We start from the raw sequence: 19,630 nt of genomic DNA on the forward strand, positions 1-19,630 counted from the left end.
CCATTTTGCCCGGAATGCCAGGGCATGGACACCCGGATGTTCCCCGGCATGTGCTGCCGGCAATGCAAAAGCGGGCTGGTGCGGTCTTCCTTCCCCTGATAGTCTGGCAAACATGTCAGCGATAGGCGTATGTCATTCAGCGCCACAGGGAGATGCAATGAAGGCAATCAAGATAAGCGCAGCGCTAGTAGGCCTCGCGGTGGCGGGATGGTGTGCCATTGCCCCCGGCATTGTCGGCATGCGCTATGAAGAAAAAATGCGCAATGACTTTGCCACGATGGCCGACAAGGCGGGTGGTTCCATGCTCAGCCTGCAACAGTTCGACCGTGGCTGGTTCACCTCCACCGCCAGGGTGCAACTGAAGCTGCCCATCGGCAGCCAGGTACAGGTGATTCAGCTGGACTACAAGATCAAGCAGTTGCCGCTGCCTTTCATCCGCTGGTCCCGCACCGACATCAGCTTCACGCCAGTGGATGAACAAGGCAAACCAGGCCTGCCCCTGCCGCTGACACTCGAAAGCATCCGCAAGACCGATGGCAGCAATGAAAGCCATCTTGCCGGCCATGACGTCATCGTCAACACGGCGGCCGGTACCTTCACCTTCAGCATCGAAGGCAAGGCCCACACCAAAGAAGGCGAGCCGGTCAGCTACGACTTCACACTGCCCACCTTCAGCTTCCTCGCCGCCAACAGTGGCAATAATGGCCTGGTCCTGCGCATGAATGATCTCAAGCTCAATGGCCAGGTGAGCGCTTTCAATCAGCCCGATGCCGCATGGGCCTCACAAATGAAGCAGCAACTGGGCGGTGCCAGTCTGCTGGCTGGTGCCACGCCGCTGGCCCAGGTGGGCCCAAGCCGGATGGAGATCAAACTGGATGACAAGGGTGGCAATTTCGACATCAGCTACCTGACTCATCTGGACAGCCTCAAGCTATCCCCTCCCGGCCTGCCCGCGCAGGAGCAGGACAATATCGACCTCGACTTCAGCTACAACAACCTCAACAAGCAGGCCTTGCTTGCCTGGCAAGCCGACACCATGGCACTGGCCAGCCGTGCCGACCTGCGCAACAATCCCGCCGCCATGCATCAGGCATCCATGGCGCTGGTCTACAAACACATGGGTGCCTTCCTGGCACAATCACCGTCCTTCAATCTGCAACGCCTGTCACTGCACATGCCCAAGGGCACGATCCAGGGCAGTTTCTCCATCGGCTTTGATGGCAGCGGCGTCAAGGCCGCCGACATCACCCTGCCCTGGCTTGCTGCACAAGGCCAGCAGCGCAGCACGCTGAAAGCCAGCCTGGCGGTCGAGCGCAGCCTGCTCGACGCCCTGGCCCCTTCCAGCCAGGCCAAGGCACAAGCCGAGATGATGCTGACCCAATGGCAAACGCAGGGACTGATCAAGAACGATGGCAAGGTCATCAGCAGCAGCCTGCTGATTGATCGCAACGGGGTAAAAGCCAATGGCCAGCCGCTGAACCTGCCGGGCCTCATGTCGGGGATGAACAACAGGCCCGCACCAGTTGCACCAGCGCCGGAAGCTGCGCCGGCCATGCCGACAGCGGCCGAGCAGCAGGCCAGCACAGCACCTGTACCGGCCAGCAAGGCAACAAACCCGGCCGCAAGCATGCCTCCGGCCAGCACAGCACCAGCCCCTGCTGCAGCCCCTGCTGCCACGGCGGCACCGGCATCGTCACCGGAAGCCAAAGCAGGCCAAGGCCACATGCGCCTGCCCGGCCCCCGGCTTGACCTGCGCTACTGCCTGCGCCAGCACGGCGACCTTGCCATCATCCGCTGCGCCAACCGGGGCCGTTAGACGCCAGCCAAACAAAACGCCCCCGGACTTGGCATCCGGGGGCGTTTTTCATTGGGCGTGGGTGAGGCTGATCAGACGTTGAACAGGAAGTTCATCACGTCACCATCCTGAACCACGTATTCCTTGCCTTCGGAACGCATCTTGCCGGCTTCCTTGGCTTTGGCTTCGCCACCCAGGGTGATGAAGTCGTTGTAGGCAATGGTTTGCGCACGGATGAAGCCGCGTTCGAAGTCGGTGTGGATCACACCGGCAGCCTGCGGAGCGGTGTCGCCCACGTGGATGGTCCAGGCGCGTACTTCCTTCACACCGGCGGTGAAGTAGGTTTGCAGGCCCAGCAGCTTGTAGCCGGCACGGATCAGGCGGTCCAGACCCGGCTCTTCCAGGCCCATTTCGGCCAGGAATTCTGCCTTGTCGGCATCGTCCAGGTCGGCAATTTCGCTTTCGATGGCTGCACACAGGGCAACCACCGGCGCGCCTTCACGCTCGCCCAGTGCCTGCAGCTTGTCCAGGTAGGGGTTGTTGCTGAAGCCGTCTTCCGACACGTTGGCCACGTACATGGCCGGCTTGATGGTGAGCAGGCACAGCGGCTTGAGGATGGCCTTTTCTTCGTCGGACAGGTCCAGCGAGCGCACCGGCTGGCCCTGGTCCAGATGCGGCACCAGCTTTTCGAGTACGGCGATCAGTGCGCGGGCGTCCTTGTCACCGGACTTGGCTTTCTTGCCTTCGCGCTGCATGGCTTTTTCTACCGAGGAGAGGTCGGCCAGCGCCAGTTCGGTGCCGATGGTTTCGATGTCGGCAATCGGGTCTACCTTGCCGGCCACGTGCACGATGTTGTCGTCGTCAAAGCAGCGCACCACGTTGACGATGGCGTCGGTTTCGCGAATGTTGGCCAGGAACTGGTTACCCAGGCCTTCACCCTTGGAAGCACCGGCTACCAGACCGGCGATGTCAACAAACTCGACGATGGCCGGCTGGATTTTTTGCGGGTTGATGATCTTGGCCAGCTCGGCCAGACGCGGGTCCGGCACTTCCACGATGCCCACATTGGGCTCGATGGTGCAGAAAGGATAGTTGGCGGCCTCGATACCGGCCTTGGTCAGCGCATTGAACAGGGTGGACTTGCCAACATTGGGCAGGCCAACAATACCGCACTTCAGACTCATGTCAGCATTCCTTGATTAGGTTCACTAAGATGCAGGCCGGCATGTGGTCCGGCCCGTGAAATCACTTGGCTGCAGTATGCAGCTCTTTCATCGCCATCGCCATGTTGCCGGCAATGGCCAGCGGCAGGTAGGTCTGTGCCTTGAGCACGGCATCGTCGATGGCGCTCTGTTCTTCGGCACGCGGCTTTTTCAGCACAAAATTCGCCACTTCGTTGCGGTCGCCCGGATGGCCGATGCCTAGACGCAAACGCCAGAAAGCGGGAGAACCCAGACGGGCCGCGATGTCTTTCAGGCCGTTATGACCGCCATGGCCACCGCCCTGCTTCAGGCGGGCCGTACCCGGCGGCAGGTCCAGCTCGTCATGCACCACCAGGATTTCATCAGGCAGAATCTTGTAGAAATGCGCCAGCGCCAGTACCGCCTGCCCGGACAGGTTCATGAAGGTCATCGGCTTGAGCAGCCAGATATCCTGACCTTCTATCGCAACACGGGCAATATCACCGTGAAACTTGCCTTCTGTCCGCCAGTTGCCCTTGTATTTCCAGCACAGCTCGTCCAGCAGCCAGAAACCGGCGTTATGACGGGTTCTTTCATATTCCGGCCCGGGGTTGCCCAGACCGACAATCATGCGAATGGAGGACATGATCGGATTTTCCAGTAAAAAGGCCCGCTGCAGGCCTAAGCCTCACAACGAGCCCTTGTTCAGACAAACACTAGTGCTTAGGCGTTGGCCAGAGCGATAGCGGCGTCTTCACCACGTACCAGAGCGGTGATTTCAACACCAGCCGGCAGTTTCAGGTCGGACAGGTGAACAGCTTCGCCAGCCTTGATGGCGGACAGGTCAACTTCGATGAACTTCGGCAGGTCGCCCGGCAGTGCGCGAACCTCCACTTCATTGATGATGTGGCTGATCTTGGCGCCTTGCAGCTTCACGGCTTCGGAAACGTCAGCGTTAACGAAGTGCAGTTGAATCTTTACGTGTACTTTCTGGCTCAGGTCAACACGTTGGAAATCAATGTGCAGAACTTGCTGTTTGTACGGGTGGTTCTGGAAGTCACGCAGGATGACAGCTTGCTTCTGGCCGTCGATAACCAGATCCAGGATCGCAGAGTGGAAAGCTTCTTCCTTCAGTGCGTAAAAAATGGTGTTGTGGTCCAGAACGATGGACTCAGCAGCGCCATTGCCGTATACCACGGCCGGCAGTTTGCCAGCGTGACGCAGGCGGCGGCTCGCACCAGTACCCATCTCTTCGCGCTTGGCGGCGATCAGTTCGTAAGACATGTAATACTCCAGTATTTCAAGTTAAAGGCACCAGCCCCGCCGCGACCAGCGGGCCTGATGTTACGGCAGGCAAGCGCCCGACGAAACCAGTTCCTCATTGAAGAGGTAGGACACCGATTCCTCGTTGTTGATGCGGCGCAGCGTCTCGGCCAGCAGGCCGGCGATGCTGGCAACCCGGATGTTCGGGCAGGCCAGGGCCTGTGCAGTCAACGGAATGGTGTCGGTGACAACGACCATGTCGATGTCGGAATTCTTGATGCGATCCACGGCCTGGCCGGAGAAAATCGCATGGGTGGCATAAGCCAGTACACGCTGGGCACCGCGCTCTTTCAGCGCAGAAGCGGCCTTGCACAGGGTATTGGCGGTGTCGATCATGTCATCCACGATCAGACAGGTGCGACCGGATACATCACCGATGATGTTCATCACCTCGGCCACATTGGCCTTGGGACGACGCTTGTCGATGATGGCGAGGTCAGTGTTCAGCGCCTTGGCCATGGCACGGGCACGTACCACACCGCCCACGTCCGGGCTGACCACGATCAGGTCGTCGATACGCTGGGAACGGATGTCCTTGAGCAGTACCGGGGTGGCGTAAACGTTGTCTACCGGGATGTCGAAGAAGCCCTGGATCTGGTCAGCATGCAGGTCGACGGTCAGCACGCGGTCGATACCGGCGCTGGTCAGCATGTTGGCCACCAGCTTGGCGGAAATCGGCACACGGGCGGAACGCGGACGACGGTCCTGACGGGCGTAGCCAAAGTACGGAATGGCTGCGGTGATCCGGCCGGCAGAAGCACGCTTGAGCGCGTCGGCCATGGTCAGGATTTCCATCAGGTTGTCATTGGTGGGAGCACAGGTGGACTGCAGGATGAACACGTCGCGTCCGCGGACATTCTCCAGCAGTTCGACAGCAACTTCGCCATCGCTGAACTTGCCGACATCGGCACGGCCCAGGGAGATATCCAGATGCTTGACTACGTTTTGAGCGAGTTCCGGGTTAGCGGTCCCGGTAAATACCATCAAACTGTCGTATGACGCCATGATTCCATTTGCCTTAGCAGGATAAAGAAAAAGCGTGTAAGGGATTCTTACACGCTTTTTTCATGCTCTCTCTTATTGAGAGAAAGTCTTGGCTGGGGAGGTAGGGATCGAACCTACGAATGCCGGAATCAAAATCCGGTGCCTTACCACTTGGCGACTCCCCAATAAACTTTTAAACAATGTCCAACAAGGGGTGGCTACTCAGCCCTTCTGCAACGAATCCCTTATATTTTCCTGACATTGCCTGATAAACTTTATCGGCTTCTTCCTTCGACTGGCACTCAAGGAACACACATGCTCCGGAACCAGTCATCAGCGGCGAACCATATTTTTTCAACTCGCTCAGTACTTCATTCACCGCCGGGTACAACCCTGAAACAACTTGCTGCAGCTCGTTTCGTCGTTGCTGCGTTGTTTCGAGGATTCGCATTATGCTGATGCTGCCTTCCTCTGTCAACACCCTTCCTGCAAATTTCTTAAATATTTCTGCAGTTGGTACATGTACCCCGGGATGAATTACAACATACCATGCCGGTTTGAGATTGATTTCATTCAGTTTTTCGCCAATTCCGGTAGCCAGCGCATTCTTGCCGAAAATAAACACCGGAACGTCTGCTCCCAGCTGCAAACCCAGTTCCATCAATTTTTCACGCGACAGATTTGTCTGCCACAAATGATTCAGCGCCAGCAAAACAGTGGCGGCATCCGAACTTCCGCCCCCCAATCCACCGCCCATCGGGATGCGTTTGGTCAGACGAATGCTGGCTCCCTGGGTAGCGCCACTGGCTTGTTGCAGCAAACGCGCCGCACGCACGGTAAGGTCCTGCTCGGGTTCAACACCGTCAATCGGGTTGAGCAGCACGATCTGCCCATCGTCGCGTACGGACAGTTCCACCGTGTCGCTGAAGTCGATGAAGCGGAATACCGTCTCCAGCAGGTGATAACCGTCAGCGCGCTTGCCGACGATATGCAGCAGCAGGTTGAGCTTGGCCGGAGCAGGATAGGAATGGAATGTTTGGTTCATACGAAAGCAGATTCGGTGAATACGTGAAATCGGGGCGCGGCTTCAATGCCAGTTTTGCGGCAACAGGCGGACGGTGAGGCGGTCGCGCTGCATGTCCACCCGCTTCGGGTAAAGGGAAGGTACGTCGGCATCGCTGACAAAGCGGATGGTCCAGCCCTGCTGCGCCAGGCTGCCATCGGCGGCGAACTGGTACGGAGCGTCCGGGGCCGGCAGGCCGCGTATCCACCACACCAGGTTGCCCAGCGGCAGTGTCCAGCCCAGTACATCCTGGGTGAGCGATTCAACGTCAGTGGCTTGCCAGGTTTTGCCATCGGCCTGCAGGCTGACACCAGCCGGGTTGCGCTGCAGCCTGGCCACGGTGGTACCCAGCGGGCTATTCACGGACAGTTGGTCTGCATCCGGCTGATGCGCCCAGTCAAACTGCCCGACCGAGCCCTTGCCATCCATATTGACCGAAATACGGCCACTGACATTGAAGGCCTGATCGCGCACGGTGCTGCTCGTGCCGGCTGCAGGGCGGAAAACGGTTTCAGTGGCGCAGCCGGTCAGCAACAGGCTGCCGGCCAGCCACATCAGGGCAAGGCGCTGCTTCATGGCTGATGAAAGCGCTTGAGCGCATCTTGCAGGGCTTCATTATCCGGGTCCTTGCCCAGCGCTTGCTGCCACAGGCTGACGGCCTCTTGCTTGCGACCCAGCTTCCACATGACTTCCCCCAGATGGGCCGCCACTTCGCTATCCGGCAGCGCAGCGTAGGAGCGTTGCAGGTACTTGAGCGCGGCTTCGGTGCGGCCCAGCTTGTACAGTACCCAGCCCATGCTGTCCTGGATCATCGGATTTTCCGGATCGGCCTTGAGCGCCCTCTCGATATAACCCAGCGCTTCCTGATGACGGTTGCTGCGGTTGGTGAGGGTGTAACCCAGGGCATTGAGTGCCTGGGTGTCGTCCGGCTTTTCCTTGAGCAAGGCTTTCAGGTCGCGCTCGGCATCGCCCAGATTGCCCAGCTGGTCGGAAACCAGAGCACGGTCATACAGCAATTCCGGGGAACGCGGCCAGCTTTCCAGCGCCTGGCTGAGAATGCGATAGGACAGGTCATAGCGCTTGGCATGCCGTGCCAGATCGGCCTGCTGCATGGCCACTTGCACTTTTTCCTGCTCGCCCTGCCCCAGCGGTGCCAGTCTTTGCAGGGCCTGATCCAGCTTGCCGGCCTCGGCATCCAGTGCAGCCAGCCGCGCCTGGGCTGGCAGGTATTGCTGGCCACTGGCCACGGTTTCATACCATTGCCGCGCGGCTGCCTTGTCCTGCCGCTCTTCGGCAATCTGTCCCAGGCTGAAGCGGATGAAGTCGGCCTCCGGATGCTTTTGCTGCAGGGCGGCACTCAGGCGCTGGTCGGCAACGTCCAGGTCGCGCAGCTGATAGGCCAGCAGGCCGGTGGCATAGAGCAGGTCGGGATTGTCCGGGTTTTGCTTGAGCAAGGCCTCAAACGCGACGCGGGCCTCGGGGAAGCGCTTGGCCCCCACCAGCAGGCGCGGATAGGCCATGCGTAATTCCAGCCCGGCATCCGGGCGTCTTGCCAGTTCCTGCTGCAAGAAGTCGATGGCCTGCCCCAGCCGGATGCGGCGCAGGCGGTCGGTTTGCCAGGCCACCGGCAAGTCCCACTTGGGGGCGATTTTCGCCAGCCGGTCGAATTCCTGCTGAATGGTGGCGTCATCATTCACTTCGGCAGCGACGGCAATCACGGCAAAGCGTGCCTCGGGCAAATCGGGATACTGGCTGGCCAGCCGCTTCACCAGGGTATAAGCCGCTTGCTTGTCGTCCTGGCGGGCGGTGAGTCTGGCCAGCTGGACAAATACATCGCGTGCACGCTGCGGTTCACGTTTGAGCAGGTCCTCCACCAGCGGCTGGCTTTCGGCCAGCTTGCCTGCGCGCAACATGGTAATGAACAGCTGCTCGCGCGGAATCTGTGATGTCGGGTCCAGCGTCATCCACAGTTCCAGCGCATTGGCCGCTTCTTTCAACTGGCCGGTAAACAGGGCGAATTCCGCTGCACGCTGGGCCAGACGGGGGTCGCGCGTTTGCCTGGCCAGATCGAGGTAGGTCACCGCTGACGAGGCGGCAGCACCGCGCTGGGCAGCAATTTCACTGGCCAGCACACCGTAGACGATTTGCGGGGTCAGCTCTACCCGCGGCAAATTGGAATTGTCCTCGGCCACTGCGGTAGTGTCTTCATCCGCGCTTTGCTCGGCAGCAGTTGCAGCCGTTTTGACCTGGGTTGGCGTCTTCAGGCTGGTGCAGGCTGACAACAGCAGCACCAGCAGCAGGGAAAGGGGTCGATTCAGCGGTTTCATTCGCATGGAGTCTGTGCCGGTTGAGCGCGTAGAATAGCACGCTCGGTTATTTGATCTAGTCAATCTTGTCCTGAAAGCGAAAGCAGCATGCCCGAACTGCCGGAAGTCGAAACCACCCGCCGCGGCGTAGCGCCGTATCTGGATGGCGCCACCCTGCACGGTGCCATCGTGCGCGAGGCCCGCTTGCGCTGGCCGGTGCCACCACAGCTGGATAGTCTCCTTGCCGGTTTGACAGTACGCGCAGTCACGCGTCGTGCCAAGTACCTGCTCATACATTTCGACAGCGGCACCTTGCTGATCCACCTGGGCATGTCCGGCAGCTTGCGTTATGTCCCGGCCGATACGCCGCCGCAAAAACATGATCACATCGACCTGAAGCTGGGCAGTCACGTACTGCGCTACCGCGACCCACGCCGTTTTGGTGCCATGCTATGGCATGTCGGCCCGCCGGAACATCATCCGCTGCTGCAAAAGCTGGGCCCGGAGCCCTTGTCCGAGGCGTTTGACGGCGCGGTGCTGCATGCGGCCATCCGCAAGCGCAACAGCGCCATCAAGCTGGCCATCATGGACAACCACGTGGTGGTGGGCGTGGGCAATATCTACGCCAACGAATCCCTGTTCCACTCCGGCATTCATCCGGCACGCGAAGCCAGCGCGCTGAGCCTGGCCGATTGCCAGCGGCTGGCAACACAAATCAAGCGGGTACTGGCACTGGCCATTGAGGCCGGCGGCAGCACGCTGCGCGATTTTGTGAATACCGAAGGCAAGTCGGGTTACTTCCAGCAGGATTACTATGTCTACGACCGGCAAGAGCAGCCCTGTCGCGCTTGTGGCAGTCCGATTCATCAGATACGGCAGGGCCAACGGAGTTCCTACTATTGCCCGCTGTGTCAGCCATGCTAGAGTGGCAAATCATTCAAACCCGCACATGAAGCGCCGCGTATCTTGAAGTCAACTGCCTCTACGTCTTATTTCACCCGCGCCAGCCGTTTGCTGCGCCTGGTTTGCCACATTGCCCTGGGCATTTTCATTGTTGCCACCCGCTATCCGCGCCTGGCACAGGCCGAGCGTGCGGTGGTGACCCGGCGCTGGTCTGGCCATTTGCTGAAGATTCTCGGCATCACGGTCAAGGTGGAAGGGGTGAACCCCGGCTTTTATCCGCCCAATACCCTGCTGGTGGCCAATCATGTGTCCTGGCTGGACATTTTCGTGCTCAGCAGCTGCACGGTCTCGCGCTTTGTCGCCAAGCGTGAAATCCGCTCCTGGCCGCTGATTGGCTGGGTGGTGAATGCGGGCGGCACGCTGTTCATCGACCGCAGCAACCGCCGCGATGCCAGCCGGGTGAATCAGCTCTTGGCCGACGCACTGGGCAAGGGCAGCTGCATGGCAGTGTTCCCCGAGGCCACCACTTCGGATGGCCGTGGCATCCTGCCGTTCAAGGCCTCACTGTTTGAAGCCGCCCTGCCTTCGCGCAGCACGGTGCAGCCGGTGTCCATGCGTTATCAACTGCCGGATGGCAGCCTGACCACCGCTCCGGCTTATGCCGGTGACACCACCTTCTGGCAAAGCATCAAGTTGATTCTGGCGCAGCCGGCGATGGAGGTTGCCCTCACCTACGGTCAGCCGATGAAGGCGGGCGAAGGCGAGTTGACCACGCGCTTCGCCCTGTCGGAACGTGCATTCCGCGAAGTCTGCCTCGGGCTCAGGCTGCCACTTCCCGATACGCCGGGCACGGCAGCGAAAACGTCTGCCTGTCCTCCAGCCGAAGTGCAGTAAGGCTGCCGCCCCACAGGCAGCCGCTGTCGATGGCGAGAACATCCTCGGTCAGGTGCAAGCCCAGCGCCGACCAGTGACCGCAGATGATGGGGGTATGGCTGCTGCGCCGCCCCTTGGCCTCGAACCAGGGAATCAGGTTGGCCGGTGCGCCGTCACGCTCACCCTTGTAGGCAAGGTCGATTTCACCATCACGGGTAATGAAGCGCATGCGGGTCATGGCATTGACGATGACGCGCAGGCGCTCGGCCCCCTTGAGTTCATCCGACCAGCGAACCGGCTTGTTGCCATACAGCCGGGACAGGAATTCGCGGTAGTAAGGGCCGGACAGGCCATCTTCCACCTCTTCGGCCAGACGCAGTGCCCGGTCGATGCTCCACTCGGGCAACAGGCCGGCATGCACCATGGCATAGCCCTGCTCGGCAATCATCAAGGGCTGACAGCGCAGCCAGTCCAGCAATACCTTGCCATCCGCCGCATTGAGAATGTCTTCCACCGTATCGCTGCGGTGCAGCTTGCCAAAGCCTTCTGACACGGCCAGCAAGTGCAGGTCGTGATTGCCCAATACAATCTGCACCCGGTCCTGCTGCTGGAATACCCAGCGCAGCACCTGCAAGGATTCCGGCCCACGATTGACCAGGTCGCCGGTCAACCACAATGTGTCCTTGCCGGGATTGAAGTCAATCTGCCGCAGCAGTTGCTGAAATGGGCCGAAACAGCCCTGAATGTCGCCAATTGCGTATGTTGCCATCTTCACCTCGGACAGTGCGACAGGCCAAGCCGGGGCCAGCCGCCGGGAGCCACATGATACCGCATGCTACAATGCAGCACCTTGGTTACCACCATGCAACGCTGCTGAGCGTTTCTGCCAGCATCTGCCTTCATTGCCGGAATTCCACCCATGGCCGCACCACAGCTTAATCCGCCGCAACGCGAAGCAATCCATCACCTCGACGGTCCCTTGCTGGTACTGGCCGGTGCGGGCTCCGGCAAAACGCGGGTGATTACCTACAAGATCACCCACCTGATCCGCCACGGCAATATCCCGGCACGGCATATCGCCGCCATTACCTTTACCAACAAGGCGGCGCGCGAAATGCTGGAACGGGTGGGCAAGCTGCTCACCGCCCAGGAAATCCGCGGCATTACCGTGTCCACCTTCCACTCGCTGGGCATGCAGATACTGCGCCAGGAAGCCACTCACCTCGGCTACAAGCCACAGTTTTCCATTCTGGATGCCTTCGATGCCGGCAAGATCATCGCTGACATCCTGAAAAGCACGCACAAGGACGAAGTGCGCAAGGTGCAAAGCCAGATATCGCTATGGAAAAACGACCTGAAAGGCCCGGACCAGATGCTGGTTGAGGCAGAGGGCGAATGGGAAAGCATCTGCGCGCGCACCTATCTGGCCTATCAGGACACGCTGACGGCGTATCAGGCGGTGGATTTTGACGATCTCATCCGCCTGCCGGTACAGCTGTTCAAGACCCACCCGGAAGTGCTGCTCAAGTGGCAGGGCAAGCTGCATTACCTGCTGATCGACGAATATCAGGATACCAACACCTGCCAGTACCAGATGGTGAAGCTGCTGGCCGGGGTGCGCGGCCAGTTCACCGCCGTGGGCGATGACGACCAGTCCATCTACGCCTGGCGCGGTGCCAATATGGAAAACCTGCGTCTGCTGCAACAGGACTACCCGCAGCTGCGCATCATCAAGCTGGAGCAGAACTACCGCTCCACCGCGCGTATCCTGCGCGCGGCCAACTCGGTGATTTCCAATAACCCCAAGCTGTTTGAAAAGCAGCTGTGGAGCGAACTGGGCCTAGGCGAGCCCATCCACGTGGTGCAATGCAAGGACGAAGAACACGAGGCCGAACTGGTGGTGCAACGCTTGCTGGCACACAAGTTTGAATACCGTACCGAGTTCAAGGACTACGCCATCCTGTACCGTGGCAACTATCAGGCGCGCATTTTCGAACAGGCGTTGCGCAACCAGCGTATTCCCTACCAGATGGCCGGCGGACAAAGCTTCTTCGACAAGCCGGAAATCAAGGACGTGCTGGCCTATCTGCGCCTGCTGACCAACCCGGATGACGACCCGGCCTTCATCCGCGCCGTCACCACGCCCAAACGCGGCGTAGGAGCCGGGACACTGGAAAAACTGGGCGGCTGGGCCGGTCAGTGCGGCAAAGCCTGTTTGCCAGTGCCTTCGAACCGGGTTTCCGGGTGCAGGTGCAAAACACCCAGCTGGAACCGCTCAGCCAGTTCTGCGACTTCATCAACCGCCTGCAATACCGGGTTATCCGTGAACCGGCTGGCGAACTGGCCATGGAACTGGTCAAGGCCATCGGCTATGAAGCCTGGCTGTATGACAGCGAGGACAGCCCGCGCATTGCCGAAACCAAATGGAAAAACGTGCTGGAGCTGGTGGCATGGCTGGCCAAGAAGGGCGAGGCCGATGGCAAGAACCTGATCGAGCTGTCACAGACCATCGCCCTGATCACCATGCTGGAAGGCCGCGACGAAGGCGAAGTGGATGCAGTAAAAATGTCCACCCTGCACGCATCCAAGGGGCTGGAGTATCCCTATGTCTTCCTGGTGGGAACTGAAGAAGGCATTCTGCCGCACAGCGAATCGGTGGATAACGGCATGGTGGAAGAAGAACGGCGGCTGATGTACGTGGGCATCACCCGCGCCCAGCGCATGCTCACCCTCTCCTACTGCGTGAAACGCCGCCGTGCGGGCGAATGGCAGTTTGTCGAACCATCACGCTTCATTGCCGAAATCGACGGCAGCGACCTGCGCCACTTTGGCCGCCCCGGTGCCGAACCCATTGTCAGCAAGAGCGAAGGCAAATCGCGGCTGGCCAGCCTTTCGGCCATGCTGGCGGAAAAGACCAAGCCGGCAGATAACTGACCCTCTCTTGTCATCCAGACATAAAAAAACGCGCTGCAAGCAGCGCGTTTTTCATTGGTAGAGTGTTCTGCTTATTTGGCGTTATTCACCATGTATTCGACGGCAGCACGGAATTCCGTATCGCTACCACCGAAACCACCCTTGGGCGGCATGGCGTTCAGGCCCTTGGTGGCAATCTTCACCACTTCGTCCAGACCAACCTTGGTACGCTCAGCCCAGGCAGCCTTGTCGCCAAACTTCGGCGCACCAGCAGCACCACTACCGTGGCAGGCCACGCAAACGCTTTCGTAAATCTTCTTGCCAACCACAGCCGGATCAGCCGGAGCACCCGCAGCAGCGCCACCAACCGGCGGTTCGGTAAACTTGGCACCACCTGCATTACCCATGTAGGCAACAGCACGTTTTACTTCATCGTCGGTCAGGTCAGCAGCGCCACCCTTGGCCGGCATGGCGTTGAAGCCTTGCAGCGCATGCTGGGTCAGCACATCCCAACCCTTGGCAATACGCGGGCCCCAGGCACCGGCATCACCAAACTTGGGCGAACCAGCCAGGCCCTGGCCGTGACAGGAAATACAAATGGCCTTGAATACCTGCTCGCCGGTACGCATGCCCGGAGGTGCATCGCTGACCTTGGCTTCGCCTACCGGTTTCAGACGAGCGGCAACAGCCTCCTTGGTCATGACCTCGGCATCAACGTTGTAACCACCGGTAGCCAGCTTGGCCAGCAACCAGATTGCCACTACCAGACCAACAACGACGCCAACCAGGACCTTGATAACCTGACCGGGAGCCATTCCGTTCTCATTACTCATTCGAGCCTCGCCTGAAAAAAATGACAATTAAGATGGAGTGGGATTATACGGTAAGCCGCGAAGCAAGGCAAAAACCATACACTGGACTCGGACATGCCCTTTGCGCTATGATCCGCCCTGCTTTGCAGCAACATCACAGCGCACCCGTAGCTCAGTTGGATAGAGTGTCAGTTTCCGAAGCTGAAGGTCACAGGTTCGATCCCTGTCGGGTGCGCCAATCAAATCAAGCATTTAGACAACACTCCCCGTCAATGCTGCAGACAAAACGCCCGTGAGGCACTTCCCCGATTTAGCTTCTGGTTTCCTGATTCATCCTGCATCGTTCATTTACCAAACGGATATGTACAGAATTTTCGCTCTTGCCATGGGTAAATTCTGCCAAATATCGTTTTAGTCATGTGTTGCTGTGATAACAACCAAGCAGCACATCTGTACCAGCCCCTGCCCTGTTGCCGCTCCCATTTTCAGAAGTACCATGGCAAATTCCATCATGCTGCCCATGTGTCAAACTGCGATCAGGCAGTAAAACAGCCAGCGTGCGTTTGCAGGCTGGCTGGGGTTGCGCTGCAGCGAGTCAAGGCAGCGTAGACGTCTGTAAAGATATGCGTCAGGACTGGATCTGGCTTTGCAGGTAGTTGGCCAGGCTGACATCCCGGATCAGGCTGAGCTGGGTTTCCAGCCAGTCTATGGTTTCTTCGCAGTGTTCCAGCAGTTCTTGCAGCAGTTCGCGGCTGACGTAGTCCTGCTTCTGTTCGCAATGGGCGATGCCCTCTACCAGCAAGGGGCGCTGTACTTCAAGTTCATAGCGCAAGTCGCTGCGCAGGCACTCTTCCACGTTTTCGCCGATATGCAATTTGCCCAGGTCTTGCAGATTGGGCAGGCCTTCCAGAAACAGGATGCGCTCGATCAGTTCATCCGCTTCCTTCATCACGCGGATGGATTGCTTGTACTGGTAGTCGTTCAGCCTCTCCAGGCCCCAGTTACGGAACATGCGGGCGTGCAGGAAATACTGGTTGATGGCGGTCAGTTCGTTGCGCAAGACGTGGTTGAGCAGCTTGATGACGGATTTGTCTGCTTTCATGGGTGTCCTTACGCCATCTGGCTTTGCAGGTAGTTGGGCAGGCCGGTCAGGTCAATCAGTCGCAGCTGTTTTTCCAGGAAATAGGCGTGGTCCATTTCGGTGTCATCCAGTTGCAGCACCAGCATTTCACGGCTGACAAAGTCTTCTGCCTGTTCACACTGGGCAATGCCTTGCTTCAAGGCAGCAGTGACCTTGTACTCCAGCGCGAGGTCTGCCTTGAGCATGTCGGGAACAGTCTTGCCGATGTGCAGTGCTTCGCGCTTGCTCAGGTCGGGCTTGCCTTCCAGAAACAGGATGCGCTGGATGATGGCCTGCGCGTGTTCGCGTTCGTGGGCGGATTCGTGCAATGCCTTTTCCGCCAGTTTGCCAAGGCCCATGTCGGCATACATTTCACCATGCAGCAAATACTGGTCGACCGCGGTGAGCTCTCCAGCCAGCAGCGTGTTGAGCAAATCAATAATGGCTTGTTTGCCTTGCATAAAGGAATTCCTTCCGTCTGTGATATACAGCTGTGCCCAGGCCACGGCCTTAAGCACATGAACAGCCTGGATTGTAACGGGTATATCCGCTTGCCGGATGGTATCCGTGCAAGGTTCTGAAGTCATCAGTCTAGTACCATGCCGCGGTCAATGCACGACAGGTGCAACAGTCCTGTTCTGGCTCAGGATGAAGAACCCTGATTGGCCTGTGCCGAACTGAGCGCTTGCAGTTGCTTGTCCAGTACCGCCTGCAAATCATCCACCGCGGCATACAGGGCTTGCACCTGTGGCAGGGCTTCGCTGATGTCTTCATGCTCGTGGCAATAGGCTTCCAGCGCCTGACAGCTGTTGATCACCTGGCTGGCACTGATGATGCGGGCGGCGCCCTTGATCTGGTGCGCCTGCCGTGCTACCCCCGGGCTGTTGCCCAGCAGTACGAGGGATCTGAGCGCCTCGGTGTCATCCTGCAAGCCTTGTCGCAGGTGTGACAGCAACTGATGGAGCTGCTCGTCTTCCATGAACTCCAGTTCGTTCAGGCTGTAACTGACAGCGGGAATGCTTTCTTCCAGTTCCAGCCGGTCTTTCATGTGATGCTGCAGGCAGACGCGCAGGCCGGAGAGGCTGACGGGTTTGAACAGGCAGTCGTCCATGCCGGCAGCCAGACAGCGTGCCTTTTCGTCCGGCAGGGCGTTGGCGGTGAAGCCCAGCAACAACACCGGCGGGCGTTGCTCCTGCTCTTCTTGCTGCCGGATCGCCTGTGCCAGCTGATAGCCATTCATTTCCGGCATGTTGCAGTCGGTAAACACCACGTGGAACTGCCCCTGCTGCCACAGCATCAGGCCTTCGCGGCCGTGGGTGGCCGTGCTGGTCTGGTGTCCCAGATAGCGCAGTTGCTGGGCCAACAGCAGCCGGTTTGCCGCATTGTCGTCCACTACCAGGATGCGCAAGGCCAGTTCATCGGCCAGCCCGTTGCTGCCCGGGGTCTGGCTGGCCGGCGCAGGTGGGACATAGGCCTGTTCCGACAGCGGCAACCTGAGTTCGATATCCAGCCGGGTGCCGTCATACAGGCGACTGCTGAGGTTGAGCGAGCCTTGCATCATTTCACACAGGGTGCGGCTGATCACCAGCCCCAGGCCCGTCCCGCTGTGTACATTGCGTGCCGTGCCACGTGCCTGGCCAAACGGCATGAACAGGCGCTGCTGGTCTTCTTCGGAAATGCCGATACCGGTATCGGTGACGCGGATGTGCACCAGCAACTGCTGATCGGGCAGCAGGCTTTGGCGGACCCGGACATTGACGCTGCCCTGGGTGGTGAACTTGATGGCATTGCTGAGCAGATTGGACAGGATCTGCTTGAAGCGCAGCGGGTCGAGCATGACCTGCCACTGTGCCGGGTCTGGCGGTTCCACATCCAGAAACAGTCCCAGCTGCTTTTGCCGCGCCAGTCCGTCAAAAACGCGCACCACGGACTGGGACAGCTCCAGCAGGTTGCAAGGCTCCGGGTTCAGGCTGAGATGACCGGATTCGATGCGCACGATATCCAGAATGTCGCCAATCAGCCCCAACAGCCCCTGTGCCGAGTCATACGCCACCTGCAAGGACGGCCGGTCGACCATGCCGTGTTCGGCCTGACGCAAGGCCAGCTCCAGCATGCCGATGACGGCGCTCATCGGCGTGCGGATTTCATGGCTCATGGTGGCCAGGAAGGTGGTCTTGGCCTGGCTGGCCTTGTCAGCCTGATCCTTGGCGGCTTGCAGTTCTTCAATCAGCCGGCGCCGTTCGCTGATGTCAATCCAGCCGCATATCACGCCGCGAATCACCCCTTCGGTATCGCGGAACGGCTGGATCCAGTGAAAGGCAGAGACATGCTGCTTGTTCAGCATGACCTCCCGGTCACGCTGGATGGGCACACCGTATTCGATGGCCAGCTGGTAATCCTGGGCCAGCGTGGTGCGGGTCTTGTCATCAATGTCGATGAGGCCGCCAATATTGTCGCGATGGCTCATGGCCTCTTCACGCGTCAGCGCCAGCGCCAGCGCCTGCAAATAATGCTCGTTGCAGCTGATGAGCAAGCCCTTTCGGTCCAGCACGTAAACCGGATAAGGCGTGACATCAATCAGCGTGGTCATGAAGTTGAGTTGGTCGTTAAGGGCCTTTTCTGCGGTTTGCCGCTTGACGATCTGCTTGCGCAAACGGCTGTTCCAAGCCAGGGACACCAGTAACAGGATGCTGGCCACCCCGATCACCAGATAGATCAGGCCCAGGCTGTAGTCATACCAGCTTTGGTTGCTGGCCCCCACATTGGTGCGCCAGCGTTCGTTGAACAGATTGTCCAGGCTTTCCGGCCCGATGCTGAACAGGGCCTTGTTGATGATGTCGCGCAGCATCGGCTCGTCTGCCTGCATGGCCAGCGACAGCGCATTGGTGGGAAGCCCGGTGATATTCACTTCACGCAGCTTGCCGTTGAACAGCAAGGGCAGGTAGTAGCGGCTGTTCATGGTGGCCACCAGCGCCATGTCCGCCTTGCCGTTTTCCACCAAGTCGAATGCCGATACCGGGTTATTCACCTCCTTGAAAATGGCACCGGGCAGTACCTTGCCCCAGCCCATGGCTTCCACCAGGCCGCGATTGACCGCAATCACCTTGTTGTGCAGATCGTCCACACTGCGCGGCGCATCGGCATTGTTGCGAATGACCAGATTGTAGGAAAGATAGGTCACCGGATCGGACAACAGCAGGCCCGGCTTGTTTTCACTCCCGATGCGCACCGGCGTGACCGCAAGGTCAACCTGCTTGTAGCGCATCATTTCCATGGTGTTTTCCAGCGAGTGCGACTTCTTCACTTCCAGTCGCACTCCGATACGTGGCGCAATCAGCTCCAGCAGCTCGGCAGTGGCACCGCGCCATTCGCCCTGGTCATCAAAAAAGGAAATCGGTGCCAGCGTATGGCTGGCCGCTATGCGCAGCACCGGATGCTGTTTGAGCCATTCCCGCTCCGCCGGCGTGAAGTTGATGGGGAAGGCGTAGGGCTGCAAGAACATGGCGCCACCACTCCAGCGCTGCATCAATTGCAATTGCTGGGCCTGGCCCAACTGTCCCAGTGCCTTGTTGACCGCCGTTTGCAAGGGACCGCTGCCAGCCGGCATGGCAAAGGACCAGTTACTGTCCCAGCGCGCACGGCGAATGATGCGCAGGTCATCCACCAGATTCTGATTGGCTTCGTAATTGATGGCGGTGGCATCGCCCATGAACAGGTCGATCTGGTGGGCTTGCAAGGCGGCCAAGCCTTTGGCTACCGAGTCGTAATAACTGATATCCGCCTCAGGGTAGACCTCCCTGGCCAGCGCAGGGGAATGGTAGAGATGACGCATGCCAATGCGCACCTTGTGCGGATTGGGTTCCTCAAACCCCACCAGCACAGGCATGTCGCGCAGATAGGGCTTGCTCAGCTGCAACTTGTTGAGTTGCAGTTCGAAGGGCGTGACCGCACTGAGCAAATCAATCTCACCGCGCATCACTGCTTCCATGGCCAGTTGACGGCTGGCATAGCTCACCACAACGGGCTTTACTTTCAGCGCCTGGCCCAGATAGCCAAGCACATCAGCGCTCACGCCCTGAAAGGTGCCGCTCATGTTGCTGATGTCAAAGGGCGGCAAATCGCGGGCAACACCAAGACGCAGCACTTGCTTGTCATGCAGCCACTTGCTTTCCTCCGGCGTCAGCTCCAGCAGCCCTGGCACATTGAGTGGCTGAGCCAGCAAGGTGAGTGGCTGCGGAGCAGTAGTCGGTGCAGCAAGCGACGTTGCCGCCATGCCGGGCAGGGCCTGCAAACAACAGCAGATGACGAAGCAGCGAAACAAGAAGTGCATGGCATTCCCACTGTTCAGTATTCGATG

15 protein-coding genes, 2 tRNA genes and 1 pseudogene are annotated in these 19,630 nt (G+C 59.2%); 5 read left to right on the top strand and 13 right to left on the bottom strand.

Annotation, left to right across the window (positions count from 1 at the left end; translation table 11 throughout):
- Positions 1 to 157: 157 nt before the first annotated feature.
- Positions 158 to 1,816 (top strand): DUF945 family protein, encoded by a 1,659-nt coding sequence (locus tag AWT75_RS08410; RefSeq protein WP_161937736.1) that lies wholly within the window; start codon positions 158 to 160, stop codon positions 1,814 to 1,816.
- Positions 1,817 to 1,887: 71 nt separating this feature from the next.
- Here the strand turns inward: AWT75_RS08410 and ychF are convergent, their stop codons facing one another.
- From ychF to AWT75_RS08450, 8 genes are all read right to left on the bottom strand, one after another.
- Positions 1,888 to 2,979, bottom strand: a complete 1,092-nt coding sequence (ychF, locus tag AWT75_RS08415) for a redox-regulated ATPase YchF (RefSeq protein WP_062788843.1) — start codon at positions 2,977 to 2,979, stop codon at positions 1,888 to 1,890.
- 61 nt (positions 2,980 to 3,040) lie between these two features.
- Positions 3,041 to 3,625 (bottom strand): aminoacyl-tRNA hydrolase, encoded by a 585-nt coding sequence (gene pth, locus AWT75_RS08420; RefSeq protein ID WP_197077171.1) that lies wholly within the window; start codon positions 3,623 to 3,625, stop codon positions 3,041 to 3,043.
- 74 nt (positions 3,626 to 3,699) lie between these two features.
- Entirely contained in the window at positions 3,700 to 4,260 is a 561-nt protein-coding gene (locus AWT75_RS08425) for a 50S ribosomal protein L25/general stress protein Ctc (RefSeq protein WP_062788845.1), read from the bottom strand.
- Between the two features lie 60 nt (positions 4,261 to 4,320).
- On the bottom strand, positions 4,321 to 5,304 hold the full coding sequence (locus AWT75_RS08430) for a ribose-phosphate pyrophosphokinase (protein WP_045846690.1): 984 nt from the start codon (positions 5,302 to 5,304) through the stop codon (positions 4,321 to 4,323).
- 89 nt (positions 5,305 to 5,393) lie between these two features.
- Positions 5,394 to 5,468: transfer RNA gene (locus AWT75_RS08435), tRNA-Gln, on the bottom strand.
- A gap of 8 nt (positions 5,469 to 5,476) precedes the next feature.
- Entirely contained in the window at positions 5,477 to 6,328 is an 852-nt protein-coding gene (gene ispE, locus AWT75_RS08440) for a 4-(cytidine 5'-diphospho)-2-C-methyl-D-erythritol kinase (RefSeq protein WP_062788847.1), read from the bottom strand.
- A 42-nt stretch (positions 6,329 to 6,370) separates the two neighbouring features.
- Complete coding sequence (lolB, locus tag AWT75_RS08445) at positions 6,371 to 6,922, bottom strand: lipoprotein insertase outer membrane protein LolB (protein WP_062788850.1); 552 nt, start codon at positions 6,920 to 6,922, stop codon at positions 6,371 to 6,373.
- Positions 6,919 to 8,673, bottom strand: coding sequence for a tetratricopeptide repeat protein (locus AWT75_RS08450; RefSeq protein ID WP_239689517.1), 1,755 nt, complete (start codon positions 8,671 to 8,673; stop codon positions 6,919 to 6,921). The genes lolB and AWT75_RS08450 overlap by 4 nt, the downstream gene beginning before the upstream one ends.
- An 87-nt stretch (positions 8,674 to 8,760) precedes the next feature.
- On the opposite strand from AWT75_RS08450, the gene mutM reads away from it, so the two are divergent.
- Positions 8,761 to 9,576: a bifunctional DNA-formamidopyrimidine glycosylase/DNA-(apurinic or apyrimidinic site) lyase gene (gene mutM / locus AWT75_RS08455; RefSeq protein ID WP_062788855.1), complete on the top strand. Its 816-nt coding sequence runs from the start codon at positions 8,761 to 8,763 to the stop codon at positions 9,574 to 9,576.
- Positions 9,577 to 9,618: 42 nt separating this feature from the next.
- A complete protein-coding gene (locus tag AWT75_RS08460) occupies positions 9,619 to 10,449 on the top strand; it encodes a lysophospholipid acyltransferase family protein (RefSeq protein WP_045846695.1) in 831 nt (276 codons plus the stop codon).
- On the opposite strand, the gene AWT75_RS08465 is transcribed toward AWT75_RS08460, so the two are convergent.
- Positions 10,376 to 11,197, bottom strand: a complete 822-nt coding sequence (locus AWT75_RS08465) for a symmetrical bis(5'-nucleosyl)-tetraphosphatase (protein ID WP_045846696.1) — start codon at positions 11,195 to 11,197, stop codon at positions 10,376 to 10,378. The two genes, AWT75_RS08460 and AWT75_RS08465, sit on opposite strands and share 74 nt — an antisense overlap.
- A gap of 150 nt (positions 11,198 to 11,347) precedes the next feature.
- On the opposite strand from AWT75_RS08465, the pseudogene AWT75_RS08470 reads away from it, so the two are divergent.
- A pseudogene (locus AWT75_RS08470) lies at positions 11,348 to 13,362 on the top strand (UvrD-helicase domain-containing protein).
- Positions 13,363 to 13,433: 71 nt separating this feature from the next.
- On the opposite strand, the gene AWT75_RS08475 reads toward AWT75_RS08470, so the two are convergent.
- Positions 13,434 to 14,174, bottom strand: a complete 741-nt coding sequence (locus AWT75_RS08475) for a c-type cytochrome (RefSeq protein ID WP_045846698.1) — start codon at positions 14,172 to 14,174, stop codon at positions 13,434 to 13,436.
- Positions 14,175 to 14,314: 140 nt separating this feature from the next.
- On the opposite strand from AWT75_RS08475, the gene AWT75_RS08480 reads away from it, so the two are divergent.
- A tRNA-Arg gene (locus AWT75_RS08480) sits at positions 14,315 to 14,391 on the top strand.
- 390 nt (positions 14,392 to 14,781) lie between these two features.
- On the opposite strand, the gene bfr (AWT75_RS08485) is transcribed toward AWT75_RS08480, so the two are convergent.
- From bfr (AWT75_RS08485) to AWT75_RS08495, 3 genes are all read right to left on the bottom strand, one after another.
- Positions 14,782 to 15,255: a bacterioferritin gene (gene bfr, locus AWT75_RS08485; protein ID WP_045846699.1), complete on the bottom strand. Its 474-nt coding sequence runs from the start codon at positions 15,253 to 15,255 to the stop codon at positions 14,782 to 14,784.
- An 8-nt stretch (positions 15,256 to 15,263) separates the two neighbouring features.
- The gene (gene bfr / locus AWT75_RS08490) at positions 15,264 to 15,734 is read right to left on the bottom strand and encodes a bacterioferritin (RefSeq protein ID WP_045846700.1); all 471 of its coding nucleotides are present in this window, start codon (positions 15,732 to 15,734) and stop codon (positions 15,264 to 15,266) included.
- A 182-nt stretch (positions 15,735 to 15,916) separates the two neighbouring features.
- The gene (locus AWT75_RS08495) at positions 15,917 to 19,603 is read right to left on the bottom strand and encodes a transporter substrate-binding domain-containing protein (RefSeq protein ID WP_082696016.1); all 3,687 of its coding nucleotides are present in this window, start codon (positions 19,601 to 19,603) and stop codon (positions 15,917 to 15,919) included.
- Positions 19,604 to 19,630: the final 27 nt, after the last annotated feature.

The organism is Aquitalea pelogenes, from assembly GCF_001515305.1.
Taxonomy (GTDB): Bacteria; Pseudomonadota; Gammaproteobacteria; order Burkholderiales; family Chromobacteriaceae; genus Aquitalea; species Aquitalea pelogenes.

What these genes read in the sequence shown, in the direction of transcription:
- AWT75_RS08410 (WP_161937736.1), top strand. Translation starts at nt 158, where the DNA reads ATGAAGGCAATCAAGATAAGCGCAGCGCTAGTAGGCCTCGCGGTGGCG.
- ychF (WP_062788843.1), bottom strand. Translation starts at nt 2,979, where the DNA reads ATGAGTCTGAAGTGCGGTATTGTTGGCCTGCCCAATGTTGGCAAGTCC.
- AWT75_RS08425 (WP_062788845.1), bottom strand. Translation starts at nt 4,260, where the DNA reads ATGTCTTACGAACTGATCGCCGCCAAGCGCGAAGAGATGGGTACTGGT.
- AWT75_RS08430 (WP_045846690.1), bottom strand. Translation starts at nt 5,304, where the DNA reads ATGGCGTCATACGACAGTTTGATGGTATTTACCGGGACCGCTAACCCG.
- ispE (WP_062788847.1), bottom strand. Translation starts at nt 6,328, where the DNA reads ATGAACCAAACATTCCATTCCTATCCTGCTCCGGCCAAGCTCAACCTG.
- lolB (WP_062788850.1), bottom strand. Translation starts at nt 6,922, where the DNA reads ATGAAGCAGCGCCTTGCCCTGATGTGGCTGGCCGGCAGCCTGTTGCTG.
- AWT75_RS08450 (WP_239689517.1), bottom strand. Translation starts at nt 8,673, where the DNA reads ATGAAACCGCTGAATCGACCCCTTTCCCTGCTGCTGGTGCTGCTGTTG.
- mutM (WP_062788855.1), top strand. Translation starts at nt 8,761, where the DNA reads ATGCCCGAACTGCCGGAAGTCGAAACCACCCGCCGCGGCGTAGCGCCG.
- AWT75_RS08465 (WP_045846696.1), bottom strand. Translation starts at nt 11,197, where the DNA reads ATGGCAACATACGCAATTGGCGACATTCAGGGCTGTTTCGGCCCATTT.
- AWT75_RS08475 (WP_045846698.1), bottom strand. Translation starts at nt 14,174, where the DNA reads ATGAGTAATGAGAACGGAATGGCTCCCGGTCAGGTTATCAAGGTCCTG.
- bfr (WP_045846699.1), bottom strand. Translation starts at nt 15,255, where the DNA reads ATGAAAGCAGACAAATCCGTCATCAAGCTGCTCAACCACGTCTTGCGC.
- bfr (WP_045846700.1), bottom strand. Translation starts at nt 15,734, where the DNA reads ATGCAAGGCAAACAAGCCATTATTGATTTGCTCAACACGCTGCTGGCT.
- AWT75_RS08495 (WP_082696016.1), bottom strand. Translation starts at nt 19,603, where the DNA reads ATGCACTTCTTGTTTCGCTGCTTCGTCATCTGCTGTTGTTTGCAGGCC.